The sequence below is a fragment of the Dyella nitratireducens genome (assembly GCF_014642835.1).
GTDB classification, from domain to species: domain Bacteria; phylum Pseudomonadota; class Gammaproteobacteria; order Xanthomonadales; family Rhodanobacteraceae; genus Dyella_B; species Dyella_B nitratireducens.
The window spans coordinates 576,982-601,149 of sequence record NZ_BMJA01000001.1 but is presented as its reverse complement, the minus strand read 5'-3'; the positions used below and the strand labels follow the sequence as shown (position 1 = coordinate 601,149).

The window sequence follows — 24,168 nt, the reverse complement described above, 5'->3', positions numbered from 1 at the left end:
CAACATCAGGATACATGGGCATGACGATGTTGGGGTTTGCACCCCAACCTACGTTAGAGCAACCCCTCTCCCTTTCTGTGGGAGAGGGGACAAAGGCTGCTAAAAATCCACGTCAACACTTCCCGTAATCGACCGCGGCGGTGCAATCACCCCACGTATGAAGCTGTTGCCGAAGTAATCCGTATCCGTGTACGCCGTATTCAAATACTCGCGGTTGAGCAGGTTGTCGACATTCAAACCCACGCGAATCTGCTTGCCGAAGCCTGAATCCCGCAGGCGGATCGTGTCACTGATACCCAGGTCGACCACCGTATACGGTTTGATCGTCGAAGCGGTCGGCGTGCCGGCATAGAGTTGGTCGAGGTATTGCTTGTCGACGAAACGCGCATCCATATTGAAACGCCAGCCTTCGTACTTCCACACGAAACCGGCGCTGATCAAATTCTGCGGCACGCCGGCAAGCGGCTGGCCGGCGTTGACCTGTCCGGCGTAATCGGACGTGAAGCTGGAGGTGAACTTGGCCTGGTTGTGCGCGTAGTTGAAGTAGGCGCTGAGATCACCCACACCTACCGAACCGAAGTTGTTCTGCAATTGCAGTTCCGCGCCCTGATAGCGGGAGGCGCCGCCGTTGGTGAACAAGCTCAGCTGGGTATTTGGATCGGTGACAGTGACGAAAGTGTTCTGAAAGTTTTCGCGATAGCCGTTCGCCATCACGCTGAAGCCGTCGATCTGATAGCGTGCGCCGATTTCATAGTCCTGCACGTACTCGGGTTTTGCGTGTGGTGGAACGATGGAGTTACCTTGAAAAGCGCCGTAGTAGGCCGATATGTCGGGCAACTTGAAGTTCTTGCCGTATGAGGCGTAGAGGTTCAAACCTTCGATAAGCTGGTAGTTGATGCCGAAGGTGGGCGACAGAAAGTGCTCGGTGTCGTGTATTTCGCCTGGAATGGGGTAGTAGATGCCTACGGAGTCGCGATCCGTCGTGCTGGCATAGATGTACTTCACACCCGGCGTGAGATGCAGGGTGTTGTCGAACAGGCTGATGGTGTCTTGCACGAAGAACGAGGTCAGCGTGCGGCGATCGTGTTCGTCCCATGTATCGTTGTAACCAAGGATCTTCGGTACGGGCGAAGACCCATACCAATATTCGCGCGAGTAAAGCTCGCCATAGGTGGCATTGGCGCCGATGACGATCTCGTTCTGTGGCAGCTTCAGCGTAAGGCTCGGCGAGTCGCCCACGCCTTTGGTGGTGTAGCCGTAGAAGTGATAGTCGGTGCCGTTTTCCGCCGAACCGAATGCAGCGGTCGGGTCGTAGGTGGGCCCGTAAGGATTGCCAAGCCAGAACGCGGATGAGCTCGGATCATCTTCCAGGTTGTAAGGCTGGGTTGCGCTCTGCTGGAAGATCGGGTTCGAGAACGAAGTGCGCAGATAGTCGTTGCGGCCAAAGAAAAATTTGTTCTGGAACAGGATGTCCTCGCTGACGTTCGACTTGAAGTCGATGATGTCCATCCAGTTGGTGTCCTTGATCGGCGCATTCGTCCAGCTCAGCGGCCACTGATAGTTGCGGCCGTACTGTTGCTGCAGCGGCGCCGGCATGTTGTACGGCGAAAAACCCTTGTTGTTGTTGAACAGCAGGTAGTTCGACAGATGGTTGTTGTCGTTGAAGTCGTAGCTCAGGCCCCAGTAGAAATTGTTGTTATGGTCGCCGGTGTTGTCGATCCAGCCGCGGCTGGCCGAATGGTCGAACGAAAACACCTGCTTGATGCCGTTCCAGTCGCCGGTGTTGAACGTGGCGTGATAGTCCCAGCTCTTGAAGCTGCCATAGCTGGCGCCAACGCTGCCGCCCATCGTCTCGTCCGGTTCACGCGGCACGAAGTTGATGGTGCCGCCCAGCGAGTTATAGGAGTTGACCGCCGGGTTGTTGATGCCGCGATAGATCTCCACTGATTGCAGGTTGCCTGGAATCAGCAATACGTTGTTGCGATTTTCGGCCTGGCCGGTGACGCCGCCGTTGAACAGGTCATTCAGCGCCACGCCGTCGAAAGTCTCGGAGAACTGGCTGGAATTGAACGCGCGCAGATAGATCGTGGTCTCCACGCCATTCGGGCCATTGGCATACGCGAAGATCGAAGGCTGCTGATTGAGCATGGTCTGTACGGTGACGGTGGGCGCAGGCGATAGATTGCGCAGCGTGTCCTCGTCGATCAGGCCCTGGGTATAGGCAGCGGTAAGCGGAACGGTCTGTACCGTGGCGCTAACGGAAACCTGCTTGAGCTGCCTGACATCGCTTTGCGTCGAGGATGTTGTCGGCTGCGAACTGTTTTGACCTGAAGTGACATCCTGCGTTGGCGCAGCGGTGCCTTGGTCATCAGCGTAGACAGGTGTTGCAAAGCTGCCACCCATCAGGGCGACGGCAATCAGTGCAGCCAAAATCTTTTGGCCATGCTTGCGTGTGCTCATTTAAAAAATCCCTCAAAGACGCAGTGATGGTCGGATGCGGACCGGTTCGTCATGCGTGCAGCCCGAATGGCGTGTCTTGTTGCAAAACGATGACGTGCGGGGCGCTGATCGACGTCACGCCAGGCTGTGGTCGCGCCTTTGTCTATATAGAGTGACTGCGTGAAGCGGCACTAGCTCGCTTCTATTGCAAGCCTTAGGGGATGCTTAGTAGCGCCGATAAAAAAGCCATGGCTGATCAGGCAGCCATGGCTATGTCAGGTAAGCGCAAGCTAGTGGGGCAAAAACTATTTCAAGAATGTTGCTGCGTCGTCCATGTGCAAGCGTCGTAGAAATCGTTGAGTATCTTTTTCACACCGGTTACTTCGAACGCAAAACCGTAGCGTATGCCCGCGCGATCACGCACCCATGCTCCCATCGCCTTGGCTGAAGCCAGTTGCTGCAATTGATTCAATGGATAGATGCGTTGCATCACCACGGATTCATCCACCACGCTCACGCCACCGCGCTCTTGCGGCAGCGTTTCCTGCTGGTTGATCTCGAAATACGAGTGCTGTTCGCGTGTCACGATTCCCCGGGCGCGTACGGCACCGATCGTGTTGTAGGTGGTGAGTTCGGCGCCGCCCGGTTTGCACATGAAAGTGATCTTGTGCTCGCCGTTGCGATCCTGCTGCTTGAGTTCGAGATAAGGCTGGTCTTGCAAATACTTATAGGTGGCGATCAGATTCTGCCGGCCGTTGTTGGCCAGGCCCTTGGCGATCATCTCGTCGCCGTTGGGCCAAAGCGTGGGATCCGGCGCGGATCCAGCAGGGGCGGTTCCGCTTGCGGTTGTCGTGAGCGTCGCAAGATCGATACCCATGTCCTTCAGATACGTCGTGACCTCCGCTGGCGTCTGCTGATCACGATAGGTAGGGAAACCGATGCGATCGCTGCCGCTTACTGCCCAGCGATACAGGCCGCCGAGGTAGGCGTAGGCGCAGGCGCCTTCGCACATCGCGGATCGGTTGAAGGTGCTCGTTTGCTTGGGCAGCCGCGGCACACCCAGGTGCGTCACGATCGAGCCTTGCCGGAACAGGCGGCCCAGTGCGATGCCGGCATCGACACTGCCGCCCGGCGAATTCAAATAGACGTCCGAACCTTGTTTGATGCGACCCGACCTCATCAAGGATTCGAAGCGTTGCGGTGCATCGGCATCGATCGGGCCGTAGAGGTAAATCTGCGGCACGCGCGCCATGCTCAGCGTCATGCGATCGTCGTTCACCTGGATGTTGAGCTGGCCGGCGCCTTGCTCGCGCGTCGCTCTTTTTTGCGCTTGCGCCGGATGCATCAGGCCCAGGCAGGTGGCCGACAGCAGCAGGCAGGCCAAAGGGTGAAAAGAACGTCGAAAGATATGGCGGTACGGCACGAGCATTCCCTGTTTCTTGAGGCTGGATGGTGCTTTGAAACCGAAGAGTCTCACTGGTTCCGGATGTCCTGCGTGTGAACAGGGACTGGTCGGTGCGGGATGGGACGTATAATCCGTATGCTCCCATGAACAGGGCTCATGAATGCCGCGCGAGAACTTCAACGATCTGCTCGCCTTTCTCGCGGTGGCACGGGAGGGCAGCTTCACGCGCGCAGCGGCGCAGCTTGGCGTATCCCAGTCGGCGTTGAGCCATACCATCCGCGCGCTGGAATCGCGGCTTGGCTTGCGTTTGCTCACGCGCACCACGCGCAGTGTTTCACCCACCGAAGCAGGTGAGCGCCTGTTGCGCACCATCGGGCCGCGCTTTGAGGAAATCGAAGCAGAGCTGACGGCCTTGAGCGAGTTTCGCGACAAACCGGCCGGCACCATCCGCATCACCACCGCCGAGCATGCCGCCAACACCATCCTGTGGCCCAAGCTCTCGAAGGTTATGCCGCATTACCCGGATATCAACCTCGAGATCACCATTGACTACGGCATGACCGATATCGTCGCGCAGCGTTACGACGCAGGTGTACGCCTGGGGGACCAGGTTGAGAAAGACATGATTGCGGTGCGCATCGGGCCGGATATGCGCATGGCGGTGGTGGCAACGCCGGCCTACTTCGTACAGCACCCGCGTCCCCGCACACCACGCGATCTGGCCGCCCATAATTGCATCAATCTTCGCCTGCCGACACATGGCGGCTTGCTTGCCTGGGAGTTCGACAAGAAAGGGCAGGAGCTGAAAGCCCGCGTCGATGGCCAATGGGTATTCAACAGCAGCTCGCATATTCTCAGGGCGTGTCTGGCCGGATGCGGCCTGGCTTACCTGCCTGAGGACATGGTCTTGCAGCACATTGTCGATGGGCGTCTGGAGCGCGTGCTCGAAAACTGGTGTTCATCGTTTCCCGGCTACCACCTTTATTACCCGAGCCGGCGCCAATCCTCGCGCGCCATGGCGGTGGTGATCGACGCACTGCGTTACGAAAGATCACCGTAGGTTGGGGTGTAAACCCCAACGTCGCCATGCATGTCATCGCGCCATGTTGGGGTTTACCCCCAACCTGCGTGCGGCGACATTGATGAATGCCATGCATAAGCCCATGCGGGTGGCGGATCTTAATCCTCGCCGGCACTCTTCGTAGCATCTCCTGTCAACGAAATCCGGCAGGAGACATACGCATGCAAAAACGTAAACTCGGTAACGGTGGCCTGGAAGTCTCGGCAATCGGCCTTGGCTGTATGAGCTTGAGCTTTGGCTATGGCCCGGCCGTCGAAACGTCTGCGGGCATCCAGCTTATTCGTGATGCCTTCGAGCGTGGTGTGACTTTCTTCGATACCGCCGAAGCCTATGGTCCATTCGCGAACGAAGAACTGCTTGGCGATGCCGTGGCGCCATTTCGCAACCAGGTGGTCATTGCCACGAAGTTCGGGTTCAAAGATGGCGAGCCGGGCAAGGGCGTCGACAGCCGCCCCGAACGCATCCGCGCCGTGGCCGAGGCTTCGCTCAAGCGCCTGAAAACCGATCGCATCGACCTGTTCTATCAGCACCGGGTCGATCCGAACGTGCCGATGGAAGATGTTGCCGGTGCTGTGAAGGAGCTGATCCAGCAGGGCAAAGTGAAACATTTCGGCTTGTCCGAAGCTGGCGTGCAGTCCATTCGCCGTGCGCACGCCGTGCAGCCAGTCGCTGCCTTGCAGAGCGAATATTCGCTGTGGTGGCGCGAACCTGAGCAAGACATTCTGCCCACGCTGGAAGAGCTGGGCATCGGCTTTGTACCGTTCAGTCCGCTCGGCAAGGGCTTTCTCACCGGTGCCATCAACGAAACCACCCGTTTCGACAAAAGCGATTTCCGCAACGTCGTGCCGCGCTTCTCGGAAGAAAACCGCAAGGCCAATGCGGGCCTGGTCGACGTGCTTGGCAAGATTGCCGACGGCAAGGGCGCCACGCGTGCGCAGATCGCCATTGCCTGGCTGCTGGCGCAGAAACCGTGGATTGTGCCGATTCCCGGCACCACCAAGCTGCATCGGCTGGAAGAAAACATCGGCGCGATGAATGTGCAGCTGGATGCGGGGGATTTGGATGCGATCCAGTCGGCGCTAGCGCAGATTACCGTGGTAGGTGGGCGTTATCCGGCGCATTTGGAGCAGTTGGTTGGGCGGTGAGTGTAGGAACTCAATATGCCTGGTGATGCTGTTTCAGAGCGAATCGTCATTCCGGCGCAGGCCGGAATCCAGTCAAGCATGGCGTGCGCAGCACACAACATTAAAAGCAGTTCGTGTGCTTCGCACGATGCATTCAAACTGGATTCCGGCCTGCGCCGGAATGACATCAGGTGGGACAGTGCCTTTCGGCGAACTTCAAGCTCAGCGCATTGCTCTTACGGCTTCCCCACCACCAACAACGTAAACCCACTCACCGGCTTCCCTTTCTCCGCCACCTTCGCGCCCACCAGGTAAACCTGGTTCGACGCCGCATCCAGCGCCATGGTGCGCGCACTCTTCATGGTCGGCACGTCCACCACTTTGGAGTACTGATCCGCCGAATCCTGGTGATACACATTCAGCACGCCATCGCGGCTGGAGGCGAACACTTCATGCGTCTGCGGGTTGTAGGCGGCAGCATCGGGCCGCTTGCCGATCGGCAGCTTGGCCACCTGGTGGCCATCCGTCGCATCGGTCACGATCAGCCAGCCGTTGGCGCATGCGGAAAACACGCGCTTGTTCGCTACATCCACCGCCAGCCCAGTCGGGCCTTCGCACGGCGCCAGCGACCAGGTGTGCAGCACCTTGCCGGTCTTGATATCGATATGCGCCAGTTCGGCCTTGTCTTCGATGTTGTTGTAGACATTCCCTTGGCCGTCGCTCGCCGCGAACTCGGGGTTGCCGGCCAGCGCGATGGTGGTCAGTTCCTTGCCGCTGACCGGATCGATCACGCTGATGTTGTTGCTGTCGCCATTCATGGTCAGCACGTGCGACGTGGCCGGATCGTAGATGATGGCGTCCGGGTCCTTGCCGCTGACGGCGATATGGCCCACCACCTTGAGGGTATTGAGATCGATCACGCTGACGTTGTTGCCGTGGCCATTGCTGGCATAGGCACGATGCAGGCTGGGGACCAGCGCCACGCCGTGCACGTGCTCCATGCCCGGAATTTCCTGCAGTACCTTGCCGCTGGCCGGGTCGACCACCATCACGTGGTCGTTGCGCGCAATAAACAGGCGGTGGGCGTCCTGGTCGAGTGACAGATAATCCCACCCTCCCGTGCCGCCCAGTTCATATTGATGCGTGACCTTATAGGCATCCGAGCTTTGCGCCCCGGCCCACAGCGGCGTGCAGAGCAGCCCTGCCAGGGCAAGTGCCTGCGCGACTTTCTTCTTCATGTGACGACTCCCATGGTGGTGTTCTGGCAAAACCTGACATCCAGCCAATGATGCCGCGCCCAACCTTACGAAAAGCTTCAAACATCAGAACGCCGTGACCTCTATTTGGCCTGCAACTGCTTTCGATACTCGGGAACCGGCAGGCCGCCCCAGCCCCAGTTCTCCAGTTCCACTTCGTCGATCACCACGAAGGTCGATTCGAGCGGCTTGTTGAGCACATCCAGCAACAGCTGACTGGCTCCCTTGATCAGTGCGGCCTTTTGTTCTGCCGTGACCACACTTTGGCCGGGGCTCGAACCCTCGCGGGTCACCTTGATGTTGACGATAGGCATGATGGTTCTCCTCAATTAGCCGGGGGGGCGAGCGTTGCGCTCGCCCCAAAGCGATCAATGACCCGCGCTCTGGCCGCCATCGACGTGCAGGATTTCGCCTGTGACGAAACCGGCGGATTCCAGAAACAGCACCGCATCCGAGATATCGCTGATCTCACCCATGCGACCGACCGGATGCAGCGAAGCCAGCGCAGCGTGTGTTTCCGGCCCATGCATCGGCGTCTTGATCACGCCGGGCGCCACCGCGTTGACGCGAACGCCACGCTTGGCATATTCGATCGCCAACGACTTGGTTGCCGCATTGAGGCCACCCTTGGTCAACGACGCCAACACCGACGGCACGCCATCGATGGCGTACTCGGCCAGCGTGGTGGTGATGTTGACGATGTGGCCGCTGCGCTGCTTTTCCATCTCGGCGACGGCCAACTGGGTGATATGGAAAAAGCCATTGAGGTTGGTGGCCAAGATGTTGGCGTAGTCCTCGACGGTATAGGCGGTAAACGGTTTGGCGACGAACACGCCCGCGTTGTTGACCAGCGTATCGATGCGGCCGAAGCGCGCCAATGCTTCCTTGACGATGCGTTCGGCCACCGCGCGATCGGAAATATCGCCAGCCACGGCAAGCACGTCGGGATCGCTGGACGGCTTGATCGAGCGTGAGTTGGCGACGACGCGGTAATCGCGATCGCGGAATGCCTTGACCAGGCCTGCGCCGATACCTTGGGATGCGCCGGTAATGATGGCGACTTTGCGTGAGTTGCTCATGATGTCGATCTCGCTAGAAGGAAGGGAAGCCAGCGCGCTACCGAATCAGTGGGGAGCGCCGACGCCTTCAATCTAGGCTCATCATGTGCGATAGCGAATCCCTGCTATCCGGCAGACACTCTTCCGCGGCGCGGTGGAATCGTCGCATCCGGCTTCATCTCCGCCGCCTTGGCCAGGCTTGCAAATTGCGCGCGCAGGCGGGGCAGGGCGAAGTCCACAAAGGCACGCACCTTCGGTACAGAAAGACGTCCATACGGCGCAACGAGGTGAACGGGAATCGGCGCCGGTTCCGCGTCGGCAAGCACGATGCGCAACAAGCCTTGCTTGATTTCTGCCGCCACGTGATACGAAAGCAGGCGCGTCACGCCATACCCATCGACGACCGACGCGATGATTGCACGCACGTTATTCACCACCAGGCGAGGCGTGATGGGAACAGCCAGTGGTACCGATGAACCTTCCTGCGGCGGAAACGTCCACGAATCGATGCCGCCATGCTGCAAGGCAACCACCGGATGCTTGGACAGGTGCGCCGGTTCATCAATGCAGGGATGCGTAGCCAGATAACGCGGCGATGCCACCACCACCCTGCGCACCTCACCGACGCGATGCGCAACCAGCGTCGAATCGGGCAGATGCGTAATGCGCAACGCCAAGTCCATACCTTCGTCGATAAGGTTGACCGGCCTTTCCAGCAGATACATGCGCACATTGACGGTCGGGTATTGCTCCATGAACGCATCCACGATCGGACGCAGCAATTCCACGCCCGAGTAAACGGTAGCGGTAATGGTCAACGTGCCGTGCGGCACCGACTTTTCTCCCGCTGCTTGACGATCTGCTTCTTCCAGATCCGCAAGCATCTTTCGGCACGCCATGGCATAGCGTTCGCCGGCTTCGCTCAGCTTGATGGAGCGGGTGGTCCGGTGCAGCAGCGGCACACCGACATGGGTTTCCAGAAAGGCAATCGCCCGGCTCACTGCCGCGGCAGATCGCCCGGTTTTTCGGCTTGCGCCAGCGAGACTGCCTTCATCCAGCGCCGTAACGAAGACTTTCATGGCGTCGATGCGGTCCATAAGGCGTGCCTCGTGGTGGTGAGTTGAACGGCGGCTGCGGAGGAGTTTGCTACAGCTAGTAGGTTGGGGTGCAAACCCCAACATCGATATGCTCATGCAATCCAATGCTGGGGTTTGCACCCCAGCCTACGCAGTGCTTCGCCGGACTGACAACGTGGCAAGAGAGTCAAGGCTGGGGAAATTCAACCCAAGGCCTGCTCAACCTCACTCTCCAACGCCTTCATCAACGCCCCTGTAGACAACGCCCGCGCCAACGGCGCTCCTTGCCCTGCCCACTGCGCACCATATCCACTCAATCCCGCAGCCTTCCCTGCCGCATTCAACGCCTTGCCCGCGTCATACGTCACGGGATAATCCGGCACCACATCATCCGGCACATCCGCACCCCAGCGCGTAAAGTCATTCGCCAAGCTGCGCGCAGGCCGTCCCGAAATCACGCGCGTCATCACCGTGTGATGCGCCGCATCGCTAAACAGCAGGGCACGAAATCCCTTGTCCGCCAGCGACTCATCAGTAGCCACGAATGCCGTTCCCAGTTGTGCAGCAACCGCACCAAGCTTCAACACCGCAGCAATACCCGCACCGTCCATGATGCCGCCCGCCGCAATCACCGGAATGCCAAGCGTTCGCACCAAGACACGCGTGAGTGCAAACGTACCCATGCGGCTATCGTCGACATCCGGATCGAATACGCCGCGATGCCCGCCTGCTTCATAACCCTGGGCCACCATCGCGTCGACGCCCGCCGCTTCAAGCGCCTTGGCTTCCTGTGCATTAGTGGCGGACGCCAGCAGCACGATGCCGGCCTGGTGCAGTGCTGCGATCTGATCCGGGCGTGGCAGGCCGAAGTGAAAGCTCACCACTTTCGGCTTTTCCTCCACCAGCATGGCAAGCATCTCGTCGTCGACAAGAAACGAGGTATAGATTTCCCGCAAATTTTCCGGCGGTTGCGCCTTGGTACGATCAAACTCCGAACGCAAGCGCTTGAGCCACGCGGCTTCCTTCTGCGTATTGGCCTGTGCCGGCCGATGCACGAACACGTTCACGTTGAGCGGCCCTTGGCTCAGCGTACGAAACTGATGAATCGCTTCCCGCGCTTGCGCCGCATTCATGGCGCCTACGCCGAGCGAGCCGAGGCCACCGTTGTTGCTCACTGCCGCTGCCATGGCAGGCGAGGAAACGCCGGCCATGGGCGCTTGAATGATGGGCAATCGCATGCCAATGCGGTCAAGCAAGGGCGAAGAGGGGAGTGTCGCCATGATCGAAGACTCCTGTGCTGGGGAAGGCGGGAGACGCGCACAACTTTACGCGCGTTGACAGATGGACCGAAGCCATGCAGCACGGCAGGCAGCCTTCCGCCAAACGAAAGAATCGCTTCGCGCTTCAGCGCATCGCGAAGCTCGACGCATTGCTTTCCTTCACGAAATCCACAAACGCACGCAGCGGCGCCGGCAAGTGACGATGTCCCGGGTAATACAGAAACGGTCCGGCAAAGTTCTGCCACCAGGGCTGCAGAATGGGTTCGAGCACGCCACTGTCGAGTTGCGGACGCACCCAGTCCTCGTACAAGTGCACAATGCCGAGCCCGCCGATGGCAGCACTGATGGCGAGATCGAAGGCCGGACCAGGCCGCACCAGCAACGGTCCGGTCGTGTCCACGCGAATCACTTCGCCATCGCGTTCAAATTCCCACGCCGGCATGGCACCGCTTGAAAATTGTCCGCGCAAGCAAGCGTGGGCAAGCAAGTCGCGCGGATGTTGCGGGCGGCCATGCTGATCCAGATAGCCTGGTGACGCGGCGGTGGCAAAGCGTTGCACGCGTGGACCAATCGGAATCGCCACCATGTCCTGCTCAAGCCGCTCGTCGTAGCGGATGCCGGCATCGCATCCCGCGGAAAGCACATCGACGAAGCTGTCCTCCACCACCGTCTCCATGCGAATGTCCGGGTAGGCTTTCAGAAACGCCGTGATGATGGGCGGCAATATGACGCGCGCAACGCCCGCCGGTACGTTGAGTTTCAGCGTGCCTGCCGGGCGATCGCGGAACCGGTTCAGTACATCCAGCGCGGCTTCCATTTCAGCCAGCGCCGGCGCCAGTCGCTCGATCAGGCGCAGCCCCGCTTCGGTAGGTGCGACGCTGCGTGTGGTGCGATTGAGCAACCGCACGCCGAGCTTCATTTCCAGCCGGCGTACCGCCGCGCTCAAGCCGGATGCAGACACGCCGCTCACCCGGGCCGCATCGCGAAAACCGCCGGCGCGAGCCACGGACAGGAAGGCGGCAAGGTCGTTGATCTCTACGGCCATTGTTCAGTTATTCGCACAGCCCGTGCACATTGCGGCGGATTATCTAACAAACGCGTTGACGGCATAGTAGATGGGTACCCACCCAGGAGATCCTCATGTCCAAGCTCGTTTCCGCCGCAGGCACCTTCTCGTTCGCCGGCCGCACCGTGAACCGGATGGGTTATGGCGCCATGCAACTCGCCGGCCCCGGCGTTTTCGGTCCGCCCAAGGACCGCAACACGGCTATCGCGGTTTTGCGCGAAGCGGTAGCGGCCGGCGTCAACCATATCGACACCAGCGATTTCTATGGGCCGCACGTCACCAACCAGATCATTCGCGAAGCGCTGCATCCGTATCCGCAAGATTTGTTGATCGTCACCAAGCTCGGCGCCGTGCGTGGCGCAGACGCTTCGTGGTTGCCGGCGCAGACGCCGGAAGACCTCGAGCGTGGCGTGCACGACAACCTGCGCAACCTTGGCTTGGATGTGCTGGATGTGGTCAATATGCGCATCATGGGCAACGTGCATTCGCCCAGTGAAGGTTCGATTGCCAGACAGATCGAAGCACTGGCCGAACTGCAGCAGCAGGGTCTCATCCGTCACGTCGGTTTGAGTAACGCCACATCAGCGCAAGTCGCCGAAGCGCAAGGCATTACAGAAATCGTCTGTGTGCAGAACCAATACAACCTGGTGCAACGGGAAGATGACGCGCTGGTTGACGAGCTGGCACAGAAGGGCATCGCTTACGTGCCATTCTTCCCGCTGGGTGGCTTTACGCCGATCCAGTCATCCGGGCTATCCAGGATTGCCGCTGAGCTTGGCGCCACGCCGATGCAGGTTGCGCTTGCCTGGTTGCTGCAACGCGCACCCAATATCCTGCTGATTCCCGGCACCTCCTCATTGCAACACTTGCGCGAAAACCTGCAAGCCGCTGCATTGCAGCTGCCGCAACACGTTCTGGCAGAACTCGATGCCATTCGCCAGCAAGGCGAACAGCACTGATCGATGCCGTGCTCCAGTGCCGGCCGGTTCGAACCGGCCGGCACTCGGCGTGAAAGAAGGCGTACCATCCGCAACGTTTGCGGCCACGCCAACCTTCATAAGGGATCGCCATGTCGAGCAAAACGGCTTCCTGCTATTGCGGGCAGCTAAGCATTGAAGTTCACGGAGAAACCTTGGGCGCGGGCGTTTGCCACTGCCTCGCCTGCCAACAGCGTACCGGTAGCGTGTTTGCGGCGCTGGCAGCGTTCGCCGTGCCTTATACGGTCACGGGCAACGCCACCGAATTTGTTCGCACTGGCGATCAAGGCTCGAAGTACCGCTTTCGATTTTGCCCTACGTGTGGAAGCAATGTGTTTCATACGGAAGAAGGCAACGACAACTACGTCATGGTGGCGGTAGGTGCTTTTGCTGATCCCCATTTTCCGCCGCCGCAGGATTCGGTGTACGAGTGCCGGCGGCATGCGTGGGTACAGTTGCCGGATGGGGTGGCGCGGTATGAGAAGGATCCCACCTAGGTTGGGATGAAAGCCCTGATATATCCCTATGTCTTTCCATCGTTCCGGCAAGAATCGAAGCTTGTGTTAAGGCTGTTTCAGCGCGAGTCGTCATTCCGGCGAAGGCCGGAATCCATCGCCAGTACGAAGCATGGATTCCGGCCTTCGCCGGAATGACGGCAATAAGGGGGCGCTCGCTTTCATCCCAGTTTGAATGGCTATAGCCAGCAACAAAGTAAACATGGATCTGGCTAAGACACCAAGCAAAGCGCGATAACGCTAACTCTTCGCCTTCTCAACTTCATCAACCGAAAACACCGTAGGCGAACCATCTTCCCGCACCGACAGCTTCGTCCGCGTGAACTCCATCCGTATCGGTGCGACCGGTTTCTTATCACCCTCGGTATACCAATCCTGGACGAGATGGTTGTTGTCCACCAACCGCCATGTCGTGGAGTGGAAGTGGATAGGGTATCGGTCGAGATTGGTGGCGTAGCGGAATTTGAATTGCAGCGTATTGGCGTCGTTCGTTGCCGGTTCCAGGGTGTAGCGTGGTTCGTTGCGATAGTCGCAATAGTGATCGGCACGCAATTCGCCATCCACCATATAGAAAATGGTGGACGTAATGTGCCTGCCGTTTTCCCATTCTTCCGCGAGCACTTTGGTGCCATAGGCGAACGGCCGGAAAATATTCACCATGGTGCCGTTGTCGTCGAGCGGAGCCTTCCATTCGCCGGCAAGGTTTTTGATCTTGGCGAACGTGGCAAGGTTTCTCTGTTCTTGTGCACTGCTGGGGTGGGTTGCCGTTGCTGGCATGGTCATGTCAGAAGGGGAAGACGCCTGTGCCCACGCTGGGTTCATTAGCCCGCATGTGCAAACAAACAAAGACGTCGCCGCAAGGGAAAAGCGCTTCATGAGGTATCTCCTGGCCGGACTTGCTGGAGCAGAAATGTATCGATACAATTTGTCTTATTGATTCAATTGTGTCGATTTATGGACGCTACAATCGGAGCGCAGGCATGTCAAGACAAGCCGAAACCCCATCCACCTGGCGCCCCGAGCTCCCGGGTGGTGGCCGTTGGGCCGAACGGCTGGCCGAAGCTATCGCTGCAGACATCGCATCAGGACGGCTTCGCCCCGGTGACCAATTGCCCACGCAGCGAGCGCTGGCAAAACACTTGGGCATCACGCCCGGCACGGTGAATCGTGCTTATGCAATCGCGGAACGCATGGGTGTCGTCAGTGCGGAAGTAGGGCGCGGTACGTTCGTTACGGCGACAGGTGATGCGGCGATTCACAGCACCGGCTTGGGCAAAACGGTTGCGATCAATTTCGCCTTGAACTATCCGGCGGCAAGCGACGTGGAACGACCGCTGGCCGAGATGCTGATGCAGTTGTCGCAAGATCGAAACGTGGCCGATCTGATGGGTGTTTCACCGTATGCAGGCCGCCCGCAACATCGCGCAGCGGGTGCGCGATGGCTGCGCCACTTCGGTTTATCTGTCACCGCGGAAGATGTGTTGCTGTGTACCAGTGTCCAGCATGGCTTGGCGGCTTCGCTGGCGGCGCTCACGGCACCCGGTGACGTCGTACTTACCGAAGCGCTCACCAGCCCCAGCATCAAAGCGCTTGCGGCCATCCATCAGCTGCGCCTGGTTGCCGTGGCGGGTGATGATGAAGGCATCCTGCCCGATGCGCTTGTCCATGCGCAGCAAACCACTGGCGCGCGCGTGCTGTACACCATGCCCAGCGTGCATACACCGACGGCACTTACCATGTCCGAGCGCCGGCGCCGTGCCATTACAGCTGTTCTGCGTGAGCAGGCATTGGTGGCCATCGAAGATGATGCCTGGGGCTTCATGGCGACGGACACGCCAACGCCACTGCAGGCACTGGCGCCCGAAGCGGTGATTTATCTCAGCAGCTTTTCGAAATGCCTGGCGTCAGGGCTGCGCGTCGGATACGTCGTGACGTCGTCACCCACGCAACGCAACGCCATCGCCTCCTGTATCGGCGCGACGAGTTGGACACCTCCGCTCGCCGCTGAAATGGCCAGCCGCTGGATCGACGACGGGACGGCCTCGTCGATCATGCAGCGGCGTGTTCGCGCGGCACAGGAACGTCAGCGCATGGCCGTCCGCCATCTGGCATCGTTCTTCGTACCGGCTGCAACACCAGCCTTTCATATCTGGCTTCCACTGCCCGAACCGTGGCGGGTGGATGAGTTCGTTGCGAACGCCGAACACCTCGGTGTTTCGCTGGCACCGACCGATATCTTCGTGCCGGGACGTGAGCCGACGCCGCATGCCGTGCGGGTGTGCTTTAGCGCAGAAGAACATGTCGGGCGTGTCGAGGAAGGGCTGGGCATACTCGCAGCCATGCTCAAGGCCGGTCCTTCCGGCTATGGTGCCGCGCTACATGCGATGCCGTAATCGTCCGAGCAAGTACTCAATGCTTGGGTGCAGACACACGCTTCATCAATTCATCCAGATGCGACAAGAACATTTTCAGGATGGGCGAATGATTTGATCTGCGGTAGCCGATCGCCAGATCAATGGTCGGTGCCTTGCCCGCCAACGGACGGCTCGTCACCGACCAGGGCATCAGCTTCTGCACGTACGCCGGGATCAAGGTGACGCCTCGCGTCGAAGCGACCAGTGACATCACCATGGCCGGATTGTCGACGACTTGGCCGGGCGTGATGTCTACTTTCGCGCTGCGCAGATAATCATCGATCACGGCACGCAGCACGGTGGCCTTGTTGCCCATGCCGATAAAGGGCTCGCCCAGCAGATCCCTGGCGCGGATCTTGTCGCGCGATGCCAGACGGTGATCGCTTGGCATCAAGACGACCAGGGGCTCCTGCATCACGGGGCGATAGATCAGATCGTAGTCAGGCTCGGCGCGAAGAAAGGCAAGATCCAGTTTGCCTCGTACCAATGCGTCGGCAAGGTCCGGTGAGTAGTCGCTGGAAACCGTCACGTCGATGTTCGGCAGTTCAGCGCGAAGAATATGCATGGCCTCGGGCAGCCACGTCATTTCCTGACCGGTGAGAAAACCCATCGCGAAACGCTGCTTGCTGGGTTGCGCAGCCTTGCGTGCCGCTTCAATGCCGGCGTCTACCTGGCTCAGCACCATCTTGGCGTGATCGAAGAACACCTTGCCGGCTTCCGTCAGCGTGACACCGCGGGCGCTTCGAGCCAGCAGATCCGCGCCTACTTGGTCTTCCAGATCTTTGATTTGGCGGCTGAGTGAAGGTTGTGAGGTATATAAGCGCCGCTCCGCTGCAATCGTGAGACTTCCTGTTTCGGCAACCGCAATGAAGTACCGCAAATGGCGAAGTTCCATGATTGGTTTCCTAGATCATGCTTTCTAGGCATGACAGACAGCTTATTAAGTCTTTTTCAAATACGCCATATAAGCCTAGATTGCGCTTCGAAGCGATACGGCACTTTCCACGGCAATGCCTCACAAGCTTGGCCGGGTGGAGGGTTCCAAACCGATATTCCATGACCGGAGTTGTCATCATGACCACCCATACTCACCAGACTGCACCCACCCAATACGTAGCAGCCAACGGCATCCGCTTTGCCTATCGTCGGTTCGGCAAGACCGGCGGCGTGCCCTTGGTGCTCAACATGCATTTCACCGGCACCATGGACCACTGGGATCCGGCCATTACCGACGGCTTTGCCAAAGATCGCGAAGTCATCCTGTTCAATAACGCCGGCATTTCAAGTACCTCCGGTGAGGTTCCGACCACCATCGAAGGCATGGCTGCCAATGCCGCAACCTTTATCAAGGCACTGGGGCTTACCCAGGTCGACGTATTGGGTTTTTCGCTCGGTGGTTTGGTGGCGCAAACGCTGGCAATCGATGAGCCACCGCTGGTGCGCAAGCTCATTCTGGTCGGTACGGGGCCACGCAGCGGTGAGGGCATGGCCTCGCTCACACCCGAAGCGCAGCACATCTTCGGCGCCTCCTACGACGAACCCGATCACCTGTGGTTGAAAGTGTTCTTCACCGATTCGCAAGCCAGTCAGGCAGCCGGCCGCGCTTTCCTCAAGCGGTTTCGTCTGCGTACGCAGGAGCGCGATCCGGAGGTAAGCGAGAAAGTCGCCCCAGCGCAGATCGAAGCACTAGGCAAGTGGGGCGCGCCGCGCGAAAACCCCTATGACTACCTGCAGCATCTTCATCAACCCACGCTGGTGATGAATGGCGGCACGGACGTGATCATCTACACCGTCAACTCTTACATCCTGCAGCAGCACATTCCGAACGCGCAGCTGATTCTATATCCGGATGCCAACCACGGTTCGCAATACCAGTATCCGGAACAGTTCGTGCAACACGTGAGTACTTTCCTTGCGCAGTAATGCGCACGCATTCAACCCTTCCGTCTTTTCTTCTGGAGCATGATCATGAGCAATCTCACGGGTAAAACCGCGCTGGTTACCGGCGCATCCCGCGGCATCGGCCGTGCCGCCGCGCTGGCGCTTGCCAAAGCCGGTGCCCAGGTGCTGGTCCATTACGGCAGCGCGCAAAAAGAAGCCGAGGCTGTGGTGGAAGAAATCCGCAAGGCAGGTGGCCGTGCGGAAAAAGTAGGAGCGGATCTGGGCACGCCGAATGGTCCGCATGAACTGGCCCGGCAAGTTCACGCCATCGTCGGTGACCGATTGGACATCCTGGTTGCCAACGCTGGCGTATTCAGGGCCGCTACGATCGAAGACACGACGGTCGCCGACTTCGATCAGCTGTTTGCGGTGAATGTGCGCGCGCCGTTCTTCCTGGTGCAGCAGTTGCTTGGCGTGCTGCGCGAGGGCAGCAGCGTCATCTTCACGTCCTCTTTGGCGGCGCGTGCGGCGGTGGGCAATCTTTCAGCCTACGCCGCAACCAAGGGTGCCATCGATACGATGGTCAAACACTTTGCCGCGGCGCTGGGTTCGCGCGGTATCCGCGTCAACGCCGTAGCGCCCGGCGTTGTGGAAACCGACATGTCCAACTTCACCAAGACGGATGAAGGCCGAAACGCCACCTTGGCGATGCAATCGATCAAGCGCATCGCCCAGCCTGATGACATTGCGGGTGCCATTACCTTCCTGGCTTCCGATGATGCCCGCTGGATCACCGGCGACACGTTGCGTGTGGATGGCGGCTCCAAGGTGTAATCGACTCAGCATGAGCCTTTGCTGGTTACCAACGACTTCTCTTTCGTCAATTTCCCCCTTGGCATTTGAATTTGTCGGATGATTGGACAACACTCAGGCCCCTCACGAGCCAAGGGCCTGAGCATGTCCCAGCTTTCCCCGATGAGTCGCCGGTCCTTTTTGCAAGGCATGGCCTTGGCGGGCGCCATGAGTGCGATGTCGTTCCGCCCGCTCGACGCCGCCAAGAGTTCGACGGTCGGTGCGCTAGCGGGTAGCGCGGAGCAAGCACCGTTGTTTCCTCAGGCGCCTTTGACACCACAACTCTTTGCACTGCTGCCTACCGGCTCGATCAAGGCCAGTGGCTGGTTGTTGCGGCAATTGCAAATCCAGGCGAGTGGTTTGGGCGGCCATTTGGACGAGTTCTGGCCGATCGTGGGGCCGGATAGCGGTTGGTCAGGCGGCAAAGGCGAGTCGTGGGAAGACGGTCCTTATTTCCTCGATGGCCTGGTGCCGCTGGCTTGGCAGTTGGATTCGCCTCAGCTCAAAGCCAAGGCAATGCGCTTTATCAACTGGACGCTGGACCATCCGTGGGAGAACGGGATGTTCGGTCCCCGCAGCAACGACGATTGGTGGCCGCGCATGGTCATGCTCAAGGTGCTGACCCAGTATCACGAGCTCACCGTCGATCCGCGCGTGATGCCCTTGATGACGCGCTATTTTCATTATCAGTTGCAAGCCATGCCGGCGCGCCCCTTGCGCGACTGGGGCCGCATGCGTTGGCAGGACGAACTGGTCTCGGTGCTATGGCTCTATCAGCACACGCACGATCCCAAGCTGCTTGAGCTGGCGCAGTTGCTCAAGCAGCAGGGCTATGACTGGCAGGGCGACTTTGCCCGCTTTCGGTTCACGCAAAAGGTCGATGCGGATGCACTACGCAAGCAGGCCGGCGGCACCGATGCATTCATGGAAGATATCGGCCTGCAAGTGCACGGCGTCAACAATGCGCAGGCGCTGAAAGCATCGCCCGTATGGTCGGTTGTGTCCGGCAATGCCACCGATCGCGATGCGATCCATCATCAATTGTTGATGCTCGATACTTATCACGGCTTGCCCAACGGCATGTTTTCCGCCGATGAACACCTGGCTGGCCGCAGTCCTTCGCAAGGCACCGAGCTCTGCACCGTCGTGGAGACCATGTTTTCGCTGGAGCTGGCACTGGCGATTACCGGCGATGCCGCGCTGGGCGACCGCCTGGAACGTATCGCGTTCAATGCGCTGCCTGCTGCGTTGACCGACGACATGTGGACGCATCAGTACAACCAGCAACCCAACCAGGTGGAGTGCAGCTTGCATCGCCAACCGTGGACCACGGATGGCCCGGAGTCGAACCTGTTTGGACTGGAGCCCAATTTCCGCTGCTGTACGGCGAATTTCCATCAAGGTTGGCCCAAGTTCGCCAACAGCTTGTGGATGGCGACGGCCGATCAGGGTTTGGCCGCGATGAGCTATGCACCTTGTATGGTCAAGACAGTGGTGCGAGACGTACCCGTGGTGGTTGAGCAGGTGAGTGATTACCCCTTCCGGCAAACCGTCACTATCACCATCAAGCCGCAGCGTGCCTTGGCATTTCCATTGCGTCTGCGCATGCCGGCGTGGTCGCAAGACACGCACATCACGGTCAATGGAAAATCGATCAAGGCTGCAGATGGCTTTACAACGATCGAACGCACCTGGGCGCCAGGCGATGTCGTTGAAGTGCGCTTCAACGCGGGAGTAAAAATCGAACAAGGCTACAGCGGTGCTCTCAGTTTCAGCCGAGGAGCTCTGGTCTATGTGCTGCCGATCAAGGAAAACTGGGTTATCTGGCGCAAGCGCGGCCCGACCAACGATTGGCAGGTCTATCCCGGTTCGCGCTGGAATCTGGGCATCGAGCCCGATGTGCCTGTCGTCGTGAGCGAACATCCCATCGGCGAGAAGCCTTTTGCAGGCGTCACGCCTGCGGTGCAATTGGCGCTGCAAGGGCGTTACGTCCCTGCATGGAAGGCCGAGGAGGGTAACGCAGAGCCCGTACCGGCCAAAGTGGAACCATCCAACGATGAGCCCGTACAAGCGATCACGCTGGTGCCTTATGCCGGAGCCAAATTGCGCATCACCGCATTTCCGTCGCTTAGTTGAGATGAATGACACTTGCAACGATGTGCTCCCTCCCCTGTGCGCAGGGGAGGGTTGGGGTGGGGTGAGGCGAGCGAAGCTCGCATCCGGCCATGCCGGACTATTCTTCATGATCAACGCTTAAACAAAGAGCGAGAACAACAATGATTCACAAGGGCTGGATGACGTGGTTGTTCGTTACCGTGGTGATGGCTGTCCCCATGGCGCATGCTGCCGACGCGCAGCGATGGAGCGACGCGAAAGCAAATGCCTGGTATGCCAGGCAACCTTGGCTTGTGGGAAGCAATTACATCCCATCCGATGCCATCAACGAATTGGAAATGTGGCAGGCGAGCAGCTTCGATCCCTCGCGCATCGATGAGGAACTGGGATGGGCGCAGGGATTGGGCATGAACACCATGCGTGTATTCCTGCACAACCTTCTGTGGGAGCAAGATCCTAAGGGTTTCAAACAGCGCATCGATACGTTTTTGAAGATCGCCGCTCGGCATCACATCAAGCCCATCTTGGTATTGTTCGATTCCTGCTGGGATCCTGATCCTGTGCTGGGTCGGCAACATCCGCCCATCCCCGGCGTGCATAACTCCGGCTGGGTGCAAGCGCCGGGCGCCAAGGTGTTGGACGATCCATCGCACTACCCGCAACTTGAAGCCTACGTCAAAGACATCGTCGGCAGCTTTGCGCACGACGACCGTGTTCTTGCGTGGGATGTCTGGAACGAGCCCGACGGTGACCCCAGCAGCAATTACGCCACGGAGCCGAAAGACAAGATGCAGCGTGTGGCGCCATTGCTTCCGCAGGTGTTTGCGTGGGCGCGTAGCCAATCGCCGCAGCAACCATTGACCAGTGCTATTTCCAATGAGGGCGATTGGTCAAAACTTCAGTCGCTGAGTGAGATCCAGCAAACGCAACTCACCCAATCCGATGTCATTACCTTTCACAATTACGACTTCCCCGAATCCTTCTACCGCCGTGTGAAGCAGCTGCGCACTTATGGCCGCCCGGTCATCTGCACCGAATACATGGCGCGAAGCGCAGGCTCGATGATCGATACGGTGTTGCCGCTCGGCAAGAAACTTGGCGTTGGCATGATCAACTGGGGTTTCGTATCAGGAAAAACGCAAACGATTTTCCCGTGGGATTCCTGGCTGCACCCTTACACCCAACAGCCGCCCGTGGTCTGGTTCCACGATTTGCTGCATGCGGATGGCACGCCTTATCGCCAGCGGGAAGCGGATATCATTCAGGCGTTGAGTCATGCGCCGAAAGGTGTTGTACCGGCTAGCGCCATGCTGTTCCCTGTGGATGAGGCCAAGACTAAGGCAATTCCATAAAGAAAGTTCGGCGAATACGCTTGAGGTTTAGCGTAGGCGCTTTTCCGCCTCGCGTCATTCCGGCGAAGGCCGGAATCCAGTTGGAATACATCGTGCGCAGCACACAATATCTTTATATCGTGTGCTGCGCACGTCATTCTTGACTGGATTCCGGCTTTCGCCGGAATGACGATTCGCTCTGAATCAGAATCATGATGAGGTATGTGGTCATGGATATGTTTGAACCCGTAACTATCGACACCAAGCGCCTTCGGCTTCGTCCGCTCCAGCAAGAGGATGCGTCCATCTTTTTTGAAGTATGGTCCGACCCGGAAGCGATGCGTTATTTCTCGTTTCTGCCGATGCAAAACATGGAGCAGGCCCACGCCCGCGTCGTGGAAAAGCTGCAGTCGCTGGGCGATGGCAACAGCATGATCTGCGTCATCGAATTGCTGGATACCAAGGAAGTGCTCGGTGACTGCACGTTATTCGGTGGCGTTGCGCACTCCCAACGCGCCGAGATCGGTTTCTGCCTGAGGCGCCGGTACTGGGGAAACGGATACATGGCCGAAGCCGCGGACGCGCTCATCGAGCATGGTTTCAACCATGCAGGCCTGCGCCGCATCGAGGCAGACGTTGATCCACGTAACCTTTCATCGATTCAATTGCTTGAGCGTCTGGGCTTCAAGCGCGAAGGGTATTTGCGCGAGCGGTGGATGATTGGTGGGGAGGCATTGGATACCGTTCTCTATGGCTTGCTCCGTAGCGACCGGTATCAGGTGTGATCCGAGAAACTGCAACGATCCTTCCGCTCGCGTAATCCATCGAGAAATCAGGAATTCTTTCGCGAGTATTCACCATGAAACGCCGTGGACCAGGTTTTGCCGTGATCGGCGGATTTCTCCCACAGCTGATCCACCCGGTTTGGCCCGATCCGGATGATGCGAACGCGATTGAGCACCGAAGCGCCATCCGCGCCGATGCCGGGGCCTAAAAACGTCAAGCCATCCGATGATGCTTTTCCTTCCAGAAAGATATGTACGCGTCCTTCGTTATCGACAAACATGCCGTGCCAGTTTTTGTCGTCTGCGCTGTACGCAAAGATGTTTTCGCCACGATGCCCCCGGCCGCCATCCCATTGTTCGATGATCGCGCATTTGTCCAGCGCCAAAGAAACATGGCTGGATGCACTGGTCGCCGCACCTTGCCCGCCAATAGCCCAGTCGCCGATCCAAAAGTCAAGTTGACGGCTTTCCGTGTTGTTGGCACAGGGCGACGACGCCGATGCGCCAAAGGCGTGTGGGGTCAGCGCCATGCATACGGTTGCCGCGGAAACCAGAACAAGCTGCCTTAGCTGCTGCGTCATTTTCGCGATGCTCCATCGTTTTCCGTAACGCAGCATGGCCATTGTGGACCGTTGTTGGCTATCGATACAATGACAACAAATGTCGAATATGCGACAAGTGGTAATCGTTGATCGCGTCGCCCACAGCGCGGACGCGATAGTTACCCTTACGCGCGATTACGTTGCCGGATACACCATTCCGCTGCATCTGCATGATTGTCACCAGCTGGTTTACGCATCCCGTGGTGTGATGACGGTTCGTGCCGACAAGGGCACATGGGTGGTGCCTACTCATCGAGGCGTCTGGATCCCCAAGGGCATGCCGCACGCGATAACCATGTCGGGTAACGTGGCGATGCGCACGCTTTATCTGAAGCCAAGGCGTGCGAGGGCGTTGCCGCACGAATGTGGCGTCATAAACATATCGCCGTTGCTGCAACAGCTTATTTTTCATGCCTGTACACTCGGGTCATTGAACACGAAGGTTCGCGCGCAGCGCCACGTTATCGACATCATCATCGACCAGTTGCAGGTCATACAGATGGTGCCTTTGCAACTGCCCCATTTGACCGATCCTCGGGCACTCCGCGTTGCCGAAACATTGCAGGCTGAGTCTGGTTGCAACCCATCGCTCCGGCAAATCTTTAAAGCATGCGGTGCCAGTCGAAGAACGATCGAACGGCTTTTTCTTGACGAAACGGGAATGACGTTTGGTAAGTGGAGGCAGCAGCTTCGACTGTTGCGCGCTTTGCGTCTTCTCGGCGAAGGATCGAAGGTGACTCACGTTGCCCTTGAAGCCGGTTACAGCACGCCTAGCGCATTTATTGCAGCCTTTCGCGCTGCGCTTGGAACGACGCCTGCGCGATACTTTGGTCAATCGGTGGCGGATGAGGCGCGTTCCGTGAAAAGTTGAAGAGCTTCTTCATCGCGACTGGGTGCGTACGAGTCGTTAT

22 protein-coding genes are annotated in these 24,168 nt (G+C 58.7%); 11 read left to right on the top strand and 11 right to left on the bottom strand.

Translation table 11 applies throughout. The features are described from left to right. Window positions 1-99: 99 nt before the first annotated feature. Together IEX75_RS02715 and IEX75_RS02710 are read right to left on the bottom strand one after the other, a co-directional pair. Window positions 100-2,460 carry a TonB-dependent receptor gene (locus IEX75_RS02715; RefSeq protein WP_188792711.1) on the bottom strand — a complete coding sequence of 787 codons (2,361 nt, stop codon included), beginning with the start codon at window positions 2,458-2,460 and terminating at the stop codon, window positions 100-102. A gap of 289 nt (window positions 2,461-2,749) precedes the next feature. Beyond that, a complete protein-coding gene (locus tag IEX75_RS02710; protein WP_229720612.1) occupies window positions 2,750-3,868 on the bottom strand; it encodes a hypothetical protein in 1,119 nt (372 codons plus the stop codon). Between the two features lie 136 nt (window positions 3,869-4,004). On the opposite strand from IEX75_RS02710, the gene IEX75_RS02705 reads away from it, so the two are divergent. Next, a complete protein-coding gene (locus tag IEX75_RS02705) occupies window positions 4,005-4,904 on the top strand; it encodes a LysR family transcriptional regulator (protein ID WP_188792710.1) in 900 nt (299 codons plus the stop codon). 182 nt (window positions 4,905-5,086) lie between these two features. Then, complete coding sequence (locus tag IEX75_RS02700) at window positions 5,087-6,070, top strand: aldo/keto reductase (RefSeq protein WP_188792709.1); 984 nt, start codon at window positions 5,087-5,089, stop codon at window positions 6,068-6,070. Window positions 6,071-6,285: 215 nt separating this feature from the next. Here the strand turns inward: IEX75_RS02700 and IEX75_RS02695 are convergent, their stop codons facing one another. The 6 genes from IEX75_RS02695 to IEX75_RS02670 all read right to left on the bottom strand — a co-directional run bounded on the left by IEX75_RS02695 (window position 6,286) and on the right by IEX75_RS02670 (window position 11,764). Continuing rightward, window positions 6,286-7,287: a YncE family protein gene (locus tag IEX75_RS02695; RefSeq protein WP_188792708.1), complete on the bottom strand. Its 1,002-nt coding sequence runs from the start codon at window positions 7,285-7,287 to the stop codon at window positions 6,286-6,288. Between the two features lie 101 nt (window positions 7,288-7,388). Further along, on the bottom strand, window positions 7,389-7,619 hold the full coding sequence (locus IEX75_RS02690; protein WP_188792707.1) for a tautomerase family protein: 231 nt from the start codon (window positions 7,617-7,619) through the stop codon (window positions 7,389-7,391). 54 nt (window positions 7,620-7,673) lie between these two features. Continuing rightward, complete coding sequence (locus tag IEX75_RS02685) at window positions 7,674-8,384, bottom strand: SDR family NAD(P)-dependent oxidoreductase (RefSeq protein ID WP_188792706.1); 711 nt, start codon at window positions 8,382-8,384, stop codon at window positions 7,674-7,676. 104 nt (window positions 8,385-8,488) lie between these two features. Continuing rightward, window positions 8,489-9,460, bottom strand: coding sequence for a LysR family transcriptional regulator (locus IEX75_RS02680; RefSeq protein ID WP_188792705.1), 972 nt, complete (start codon window positions 9,458-9,460; stop codon window positions 8,489-8,491). Window positions 9,461-9,642: 182 nt separating this feature from the next. After that, a complete protein-coding gene (locus IEX75_RS02675) occupies window positions 9,643-10,719 on the bottom strand; it encodes an NAD(P)H-dependent flavin oxidoreductase (RefSeq protein WP_188792704.1) in 1,077 nt (358 codons plus the stop codon). 124 nt (window positions 10,720-10,843) lie between these two features. Continuing rightward, complete coding sequence (locus IEX75_RS02670; RefSeq protein WP_188792703.1) at window positions 10,844-11,764, bottom strand: LysR family transcriptional regulator; 921 nt, start codon at window positions 11,762-11,764, stop codon at window positions 10,844-10,846. 95 nt (window positions 11,765-11,859) lie between these two features. Here IEX75_RS02670 and IEX75_RS02665 point away from each other — a divergent pair, with 95 nt between their 5' ends. Then, complete coding sequence (locus tag IEX75_RS02665; protein WP_188792702.1) at window positions 11,860-12,744, top strand: aldo/keto reductase family oxidoreductase; 885 nt, start codon at window positions 11,860-11,862, stop codon at window positions 12,742-12,744. Between the two features lie 110 nt (window positions 12,745-12,854). Next, window positions 12,855-13,259, top strand: a complete 405-nt coding sequence (locus IEX75_RS02660; protein WP_188792701.1) for a GFA family protein — start codon at window positions 12,855-12,857, stop codon at window positions 13,257-13,259. A 258-nt stretch (window positions 13,260-13,517) separates the two neighbouring features. Here IEX75_RS02660 and IEX75_RS02655 read toward each other — a convergent pair whose 3' ends face one another. Next, the gene (locus IEX75_RS02655; RefSeq protein WP_188792700.1) at window positions 13,518-14,153 is read right to left on the bottom strand and encodes a hypothetical protein; all 636 of its coding nucleotides are present in this window, start codon (window positions 14,151-14,153) and stop codon (window positions 13,518-13,520) included. Between the two features lie 104 nt (window positions 14,154-14,257). Here IEX75_RS02655 and IEX75_RS02650 point away from each other — a divergent pair, with 104 nt between their 5' ends. Beyond that, window positions 14,258-15,670, top strand: a complete 1,413-nt coding sequence (locus tag IEX75_RS02650) for an aminotransferase-like domain-containing protein (protein WP_188792699.1) — start codon at window positions 14,258-14,260, stop codon at window positions 15,668-15,670. Window positions 15,671-15,686: 16 nt separating this feature from the next. Here the strand turns inward: IEX75_RS02650 and IEX75_RS02645 are convergent, their stop codons facing one another. Continuing rightward, on the bottom strand, window positions 15,687-16,586 hold the full coding sequence (locus tag IEX75_RS02645) for a LysR substrate-binding domain-containing protein (RefSeq protein WP_188792698.1): 900 nt from the start codon (window positions 16,584-16,586) through the stop codon (window positions 15,687-15,689). Window positions 16,587-16,765: 179 nt separating this feature from the next. On the opposite strand from IEX75_RS02645, the gene IEX75_RS02640 reads away from it, so the two are divergent. The 5 genes from IEX75_RS02640 to IEX75_RS02620 all read left to right on the top strand — a co-directional run bounded on the left by IEX75_RS02640 (window position 16,766) and on the right by IEX75_RS02620 (window position 22,655). Beyond that, entirely contained in the window at window positions 16,766-17,614 is an 849-nt protein-coding gene (locus tag IEX75_RS02640; protein WP_188792697.1) for an alpha/beta fold hydrolase, read from the top strand. A 45-nt stretch (window positions 17,615-17,659) separates the two neighbouring features. Continuing rightward, a complete protein-coding gene (locus IEX75_RS02635; RefSeq protein WP_188792696.1) occupies window positions 17,660-18,406 on the top strand; it encodes an SDR family NAD(P)-dependent oxidoreductase in 747 nt (248 codons plus the stop codon). Between the two features lie 123 nt (window positions 18,407-18,529). Beyond that, on the top strand, window positions 18,530-20,560 hold the full coding sequence (locus IEX75_RS02630) for a beta-L-arabinofuranosidase domain-containing protein (RefSeq protein ID WP_188792695.1): 2,031 nt from the start codon (window positions 18,530-18,532) through the stop codon (window positions 20,558-20,560). A gap of 140 nt (window positions 20,561-20,700) precedes the next feature. Further along, complete coding sequence (locus tag IEX75_RS02625) at window positions 20,701-21,891, top strand: cellulase family glycosylhydrolase (RefSeq protein ID WP_229720611.1); 1,191 nt, start codon at window positions 20,701-20,703, stop codon at window positions 21,889-21,891. A gap of 209 nt (window positions 21,892-22,100) precedes the next feature. Continuing rightward, window positions 22,101-22,655 (top strand): GNAT family N-acetyltransferase, encoded by a 555-nt coding sequence (locus IEX75_RS02620; RefSeq protein WP_188794296.1) that lies wholly within the window; start codon window positions 22,101-22,103, stop codon window positions 22,653-22,655. Between the two features lie 47 nt (window positions 22,656-22,702). On the opposite strand, the gene IEX75_RS02615 is transcribed toward IEX75_RS02620, so the two are convergent. Beyond that, on the bottom strand, window positions 22,703-23,236 hold the full coding sequence (locus IEX75_RS02615; RefSeq protein WP_188792694.1) for a hypothetical protein: 534 nt from the start codon (window positions 23,234-23,236) through the stop codon (window positions 22,703-22,705). Window positions 23,237-23,315: 79 nt separating this feature from the next. Between IEX75_RS02615 and IEX75_RS02610 the strand changes: the two genes are divergently transcribed. Continuing rightward, the gene (locus tag IEX75_RS02610; RefSeq protein ID WP_188792693.1) at window positions 23,316-24,128 is read left to right on the top strand and encodes an AraC family transcriptional regulator; all 813 of its coding nucleotides are present in this window, start codon (window positions 23,316-23,318) and stop codon (window positions 24,126-24,128) included. Window positions 24,129-24,168: the final 40 nt, after the last annotated feature.

Excerpts from the sequence above, each read along its gene's own strand:
- IEX75_RS02715 (WP_188792711.1), bottom strand. The coding sequence starts at position 2,460 with ATGAGCACACGCAAGCATGGCCAAAAGATTTTGGCTGCACTGATTGCC.
- IEX75_RS02710 (WP_229720612.1), bottom strand. The coding sequence starts at position 3,868 with ATGCTCGTGCCGTACCGCCATATCTTTCGACGTTCTTTTCACCCTTTG.
- IEX75_RS02705 (WP_188792710.1), top strand. The coding sequence starts at position 4,005 with ATGCCGCGCGAGAACTTCAACGATCTGCTCGCCTTTCTCGCGGTGGCA.
- IEX75_RS02700 (WP_188792709.1), top strand. The coding sequence starts at position 5,087 with ATGCAAAAACGTAAACTCGGTAACGGTGGCCTGGAAGTCTCGGCAATC.
- IEX75_RS02695 (WP_188792708.1), bottom strand. The coding sequence starts at position 7,287 with ATGAAGAAGAAAGTCGCGCAGGCACTTGCCCTGGCAGGGCTGCTCTGC.
- IEX75_RS02690 (WP_188792707.1), bottom strand. The coding sequence starts at position 7,619 with ATGCCTATCGTCAACATCAAGGTGACCCGCGAGGGTTCGAGCCCCGGC.
- IEX75_RS02685 (WP_188792706.1), bottom strand. The coding sequence starts at position 8,384 with ATGAGCAACTCACGCAAAGTCGCCATCATTACCGGCGCATCCCAAGGT.
- IEX75_RS02680 (WP_188792705.1), bottom strand. The coding sequence starts at position 9,460 with ATGGACCGCATCGACGCCATGAAAGTCTTCGTTACGGCGCTGGATGAA.
- IEX75_RS02675 (WP_188792704.1), bottom strand. The coding sequence starts at position 10,719 with ATGGCGACACTCCCCTCTTCGCCCTTGCTTGACCGCATTGGCATGCGA.
- IEX75_RS02670 (WP_188792703.1), bottom strand. The coding sequence starts at position 11,764 with ATGGCCGTAGAGATCAACGACCTTGCCGCCTTCCTGTCCGTGGCTCGC.
- IEX75_RS02665 (WP_188792702.1), top strand. The coding sequence starts at position 11,860 with ATGTCCAAGCTCGTTTCCGCCGCAGGCACCTTCTCGTTCGCCGGCCGC.
- IEX75_RS02660 (WP_188792701.1), top strand. The coding sequence starts at position 12,855 with ATGTCGAGCAAAACGGCTTCCTGCTATTGCGGGCAGCTAAGCATTGAA.
- IEX75_RS02655 (WP_188792700.1), bottom strand. The coding sequence starts at position 14,153 with ATGAAGCGCTTTTCCCTTGCGGCGACGTCTTTGTTTGTTTGCACATGC.
- IEX75_RS02650 (WP_188792699.1), top strand. The coding sequence starts at position 14,258 with ATGTCAAGACAAGCCGAAACCCCATCCACCTGGCGCCCCGAGCTCCCG.
- IEX75_RS02645 (WP_188792698.1), bottom strand. The coding sequence starts at position 16,586 with ATGGAACTTCGCCATTTGCGGTACTTCATTGCGGTTGCCGAAACAGGA.
- IEX75_RS02640 (WP_188792697.1), top strand. The coding sequence starts at position 16,766 with ATGACCACCCATACTCACCAGACTGCACCCACCCAATACGTAGCAGCC.
- IEX75_RS02635 (WP_188792696.1), top strand. The coding sequence starts at position 17,660 with ATGAGCAATCTCACGGGTAAAACCGCGCTGGTTACCGGCGCATCCCGC.
- IEX75_RS02630 (WP_188792695.1), top strand. The coding sequence starts at position 18,530 with ATGTCCCAGCTTTCCCCGATGAGTCGCCGGTCCTTTTTGCAAGGCATG.
- IEX75_RS02625 (WP_229720611.1), top strand. The coding sequence starts at position 20,701 with ATGATTCACAAGGGCTGGATGACGTGGTTGTTCGTTACCGTGGTGATG.
- IEX75_RS02620 (WP_188794296.1), top strand. The coding sequence starts at position 22,101 with ATGGATATGTTTGAACCCGTAACTATCGACACCAAGCGCCTTCGGCTT.
- IEX75_RS02615 (WP_188792694.1), bottom strand. The coding sequence starts at position 23,236 with ATGACGCAGCAGCTAAGGCAGCTTGTTCTGGTTTCCGCGGCAACCGTA.
- IEX75_RS02610 (WP_188792693.1), top strand. The coding sequence starts at position 23,316 with ATGTCGAATATGCGACAAGTGGTAATCGTTGATCGCGTCGCCCACAGC.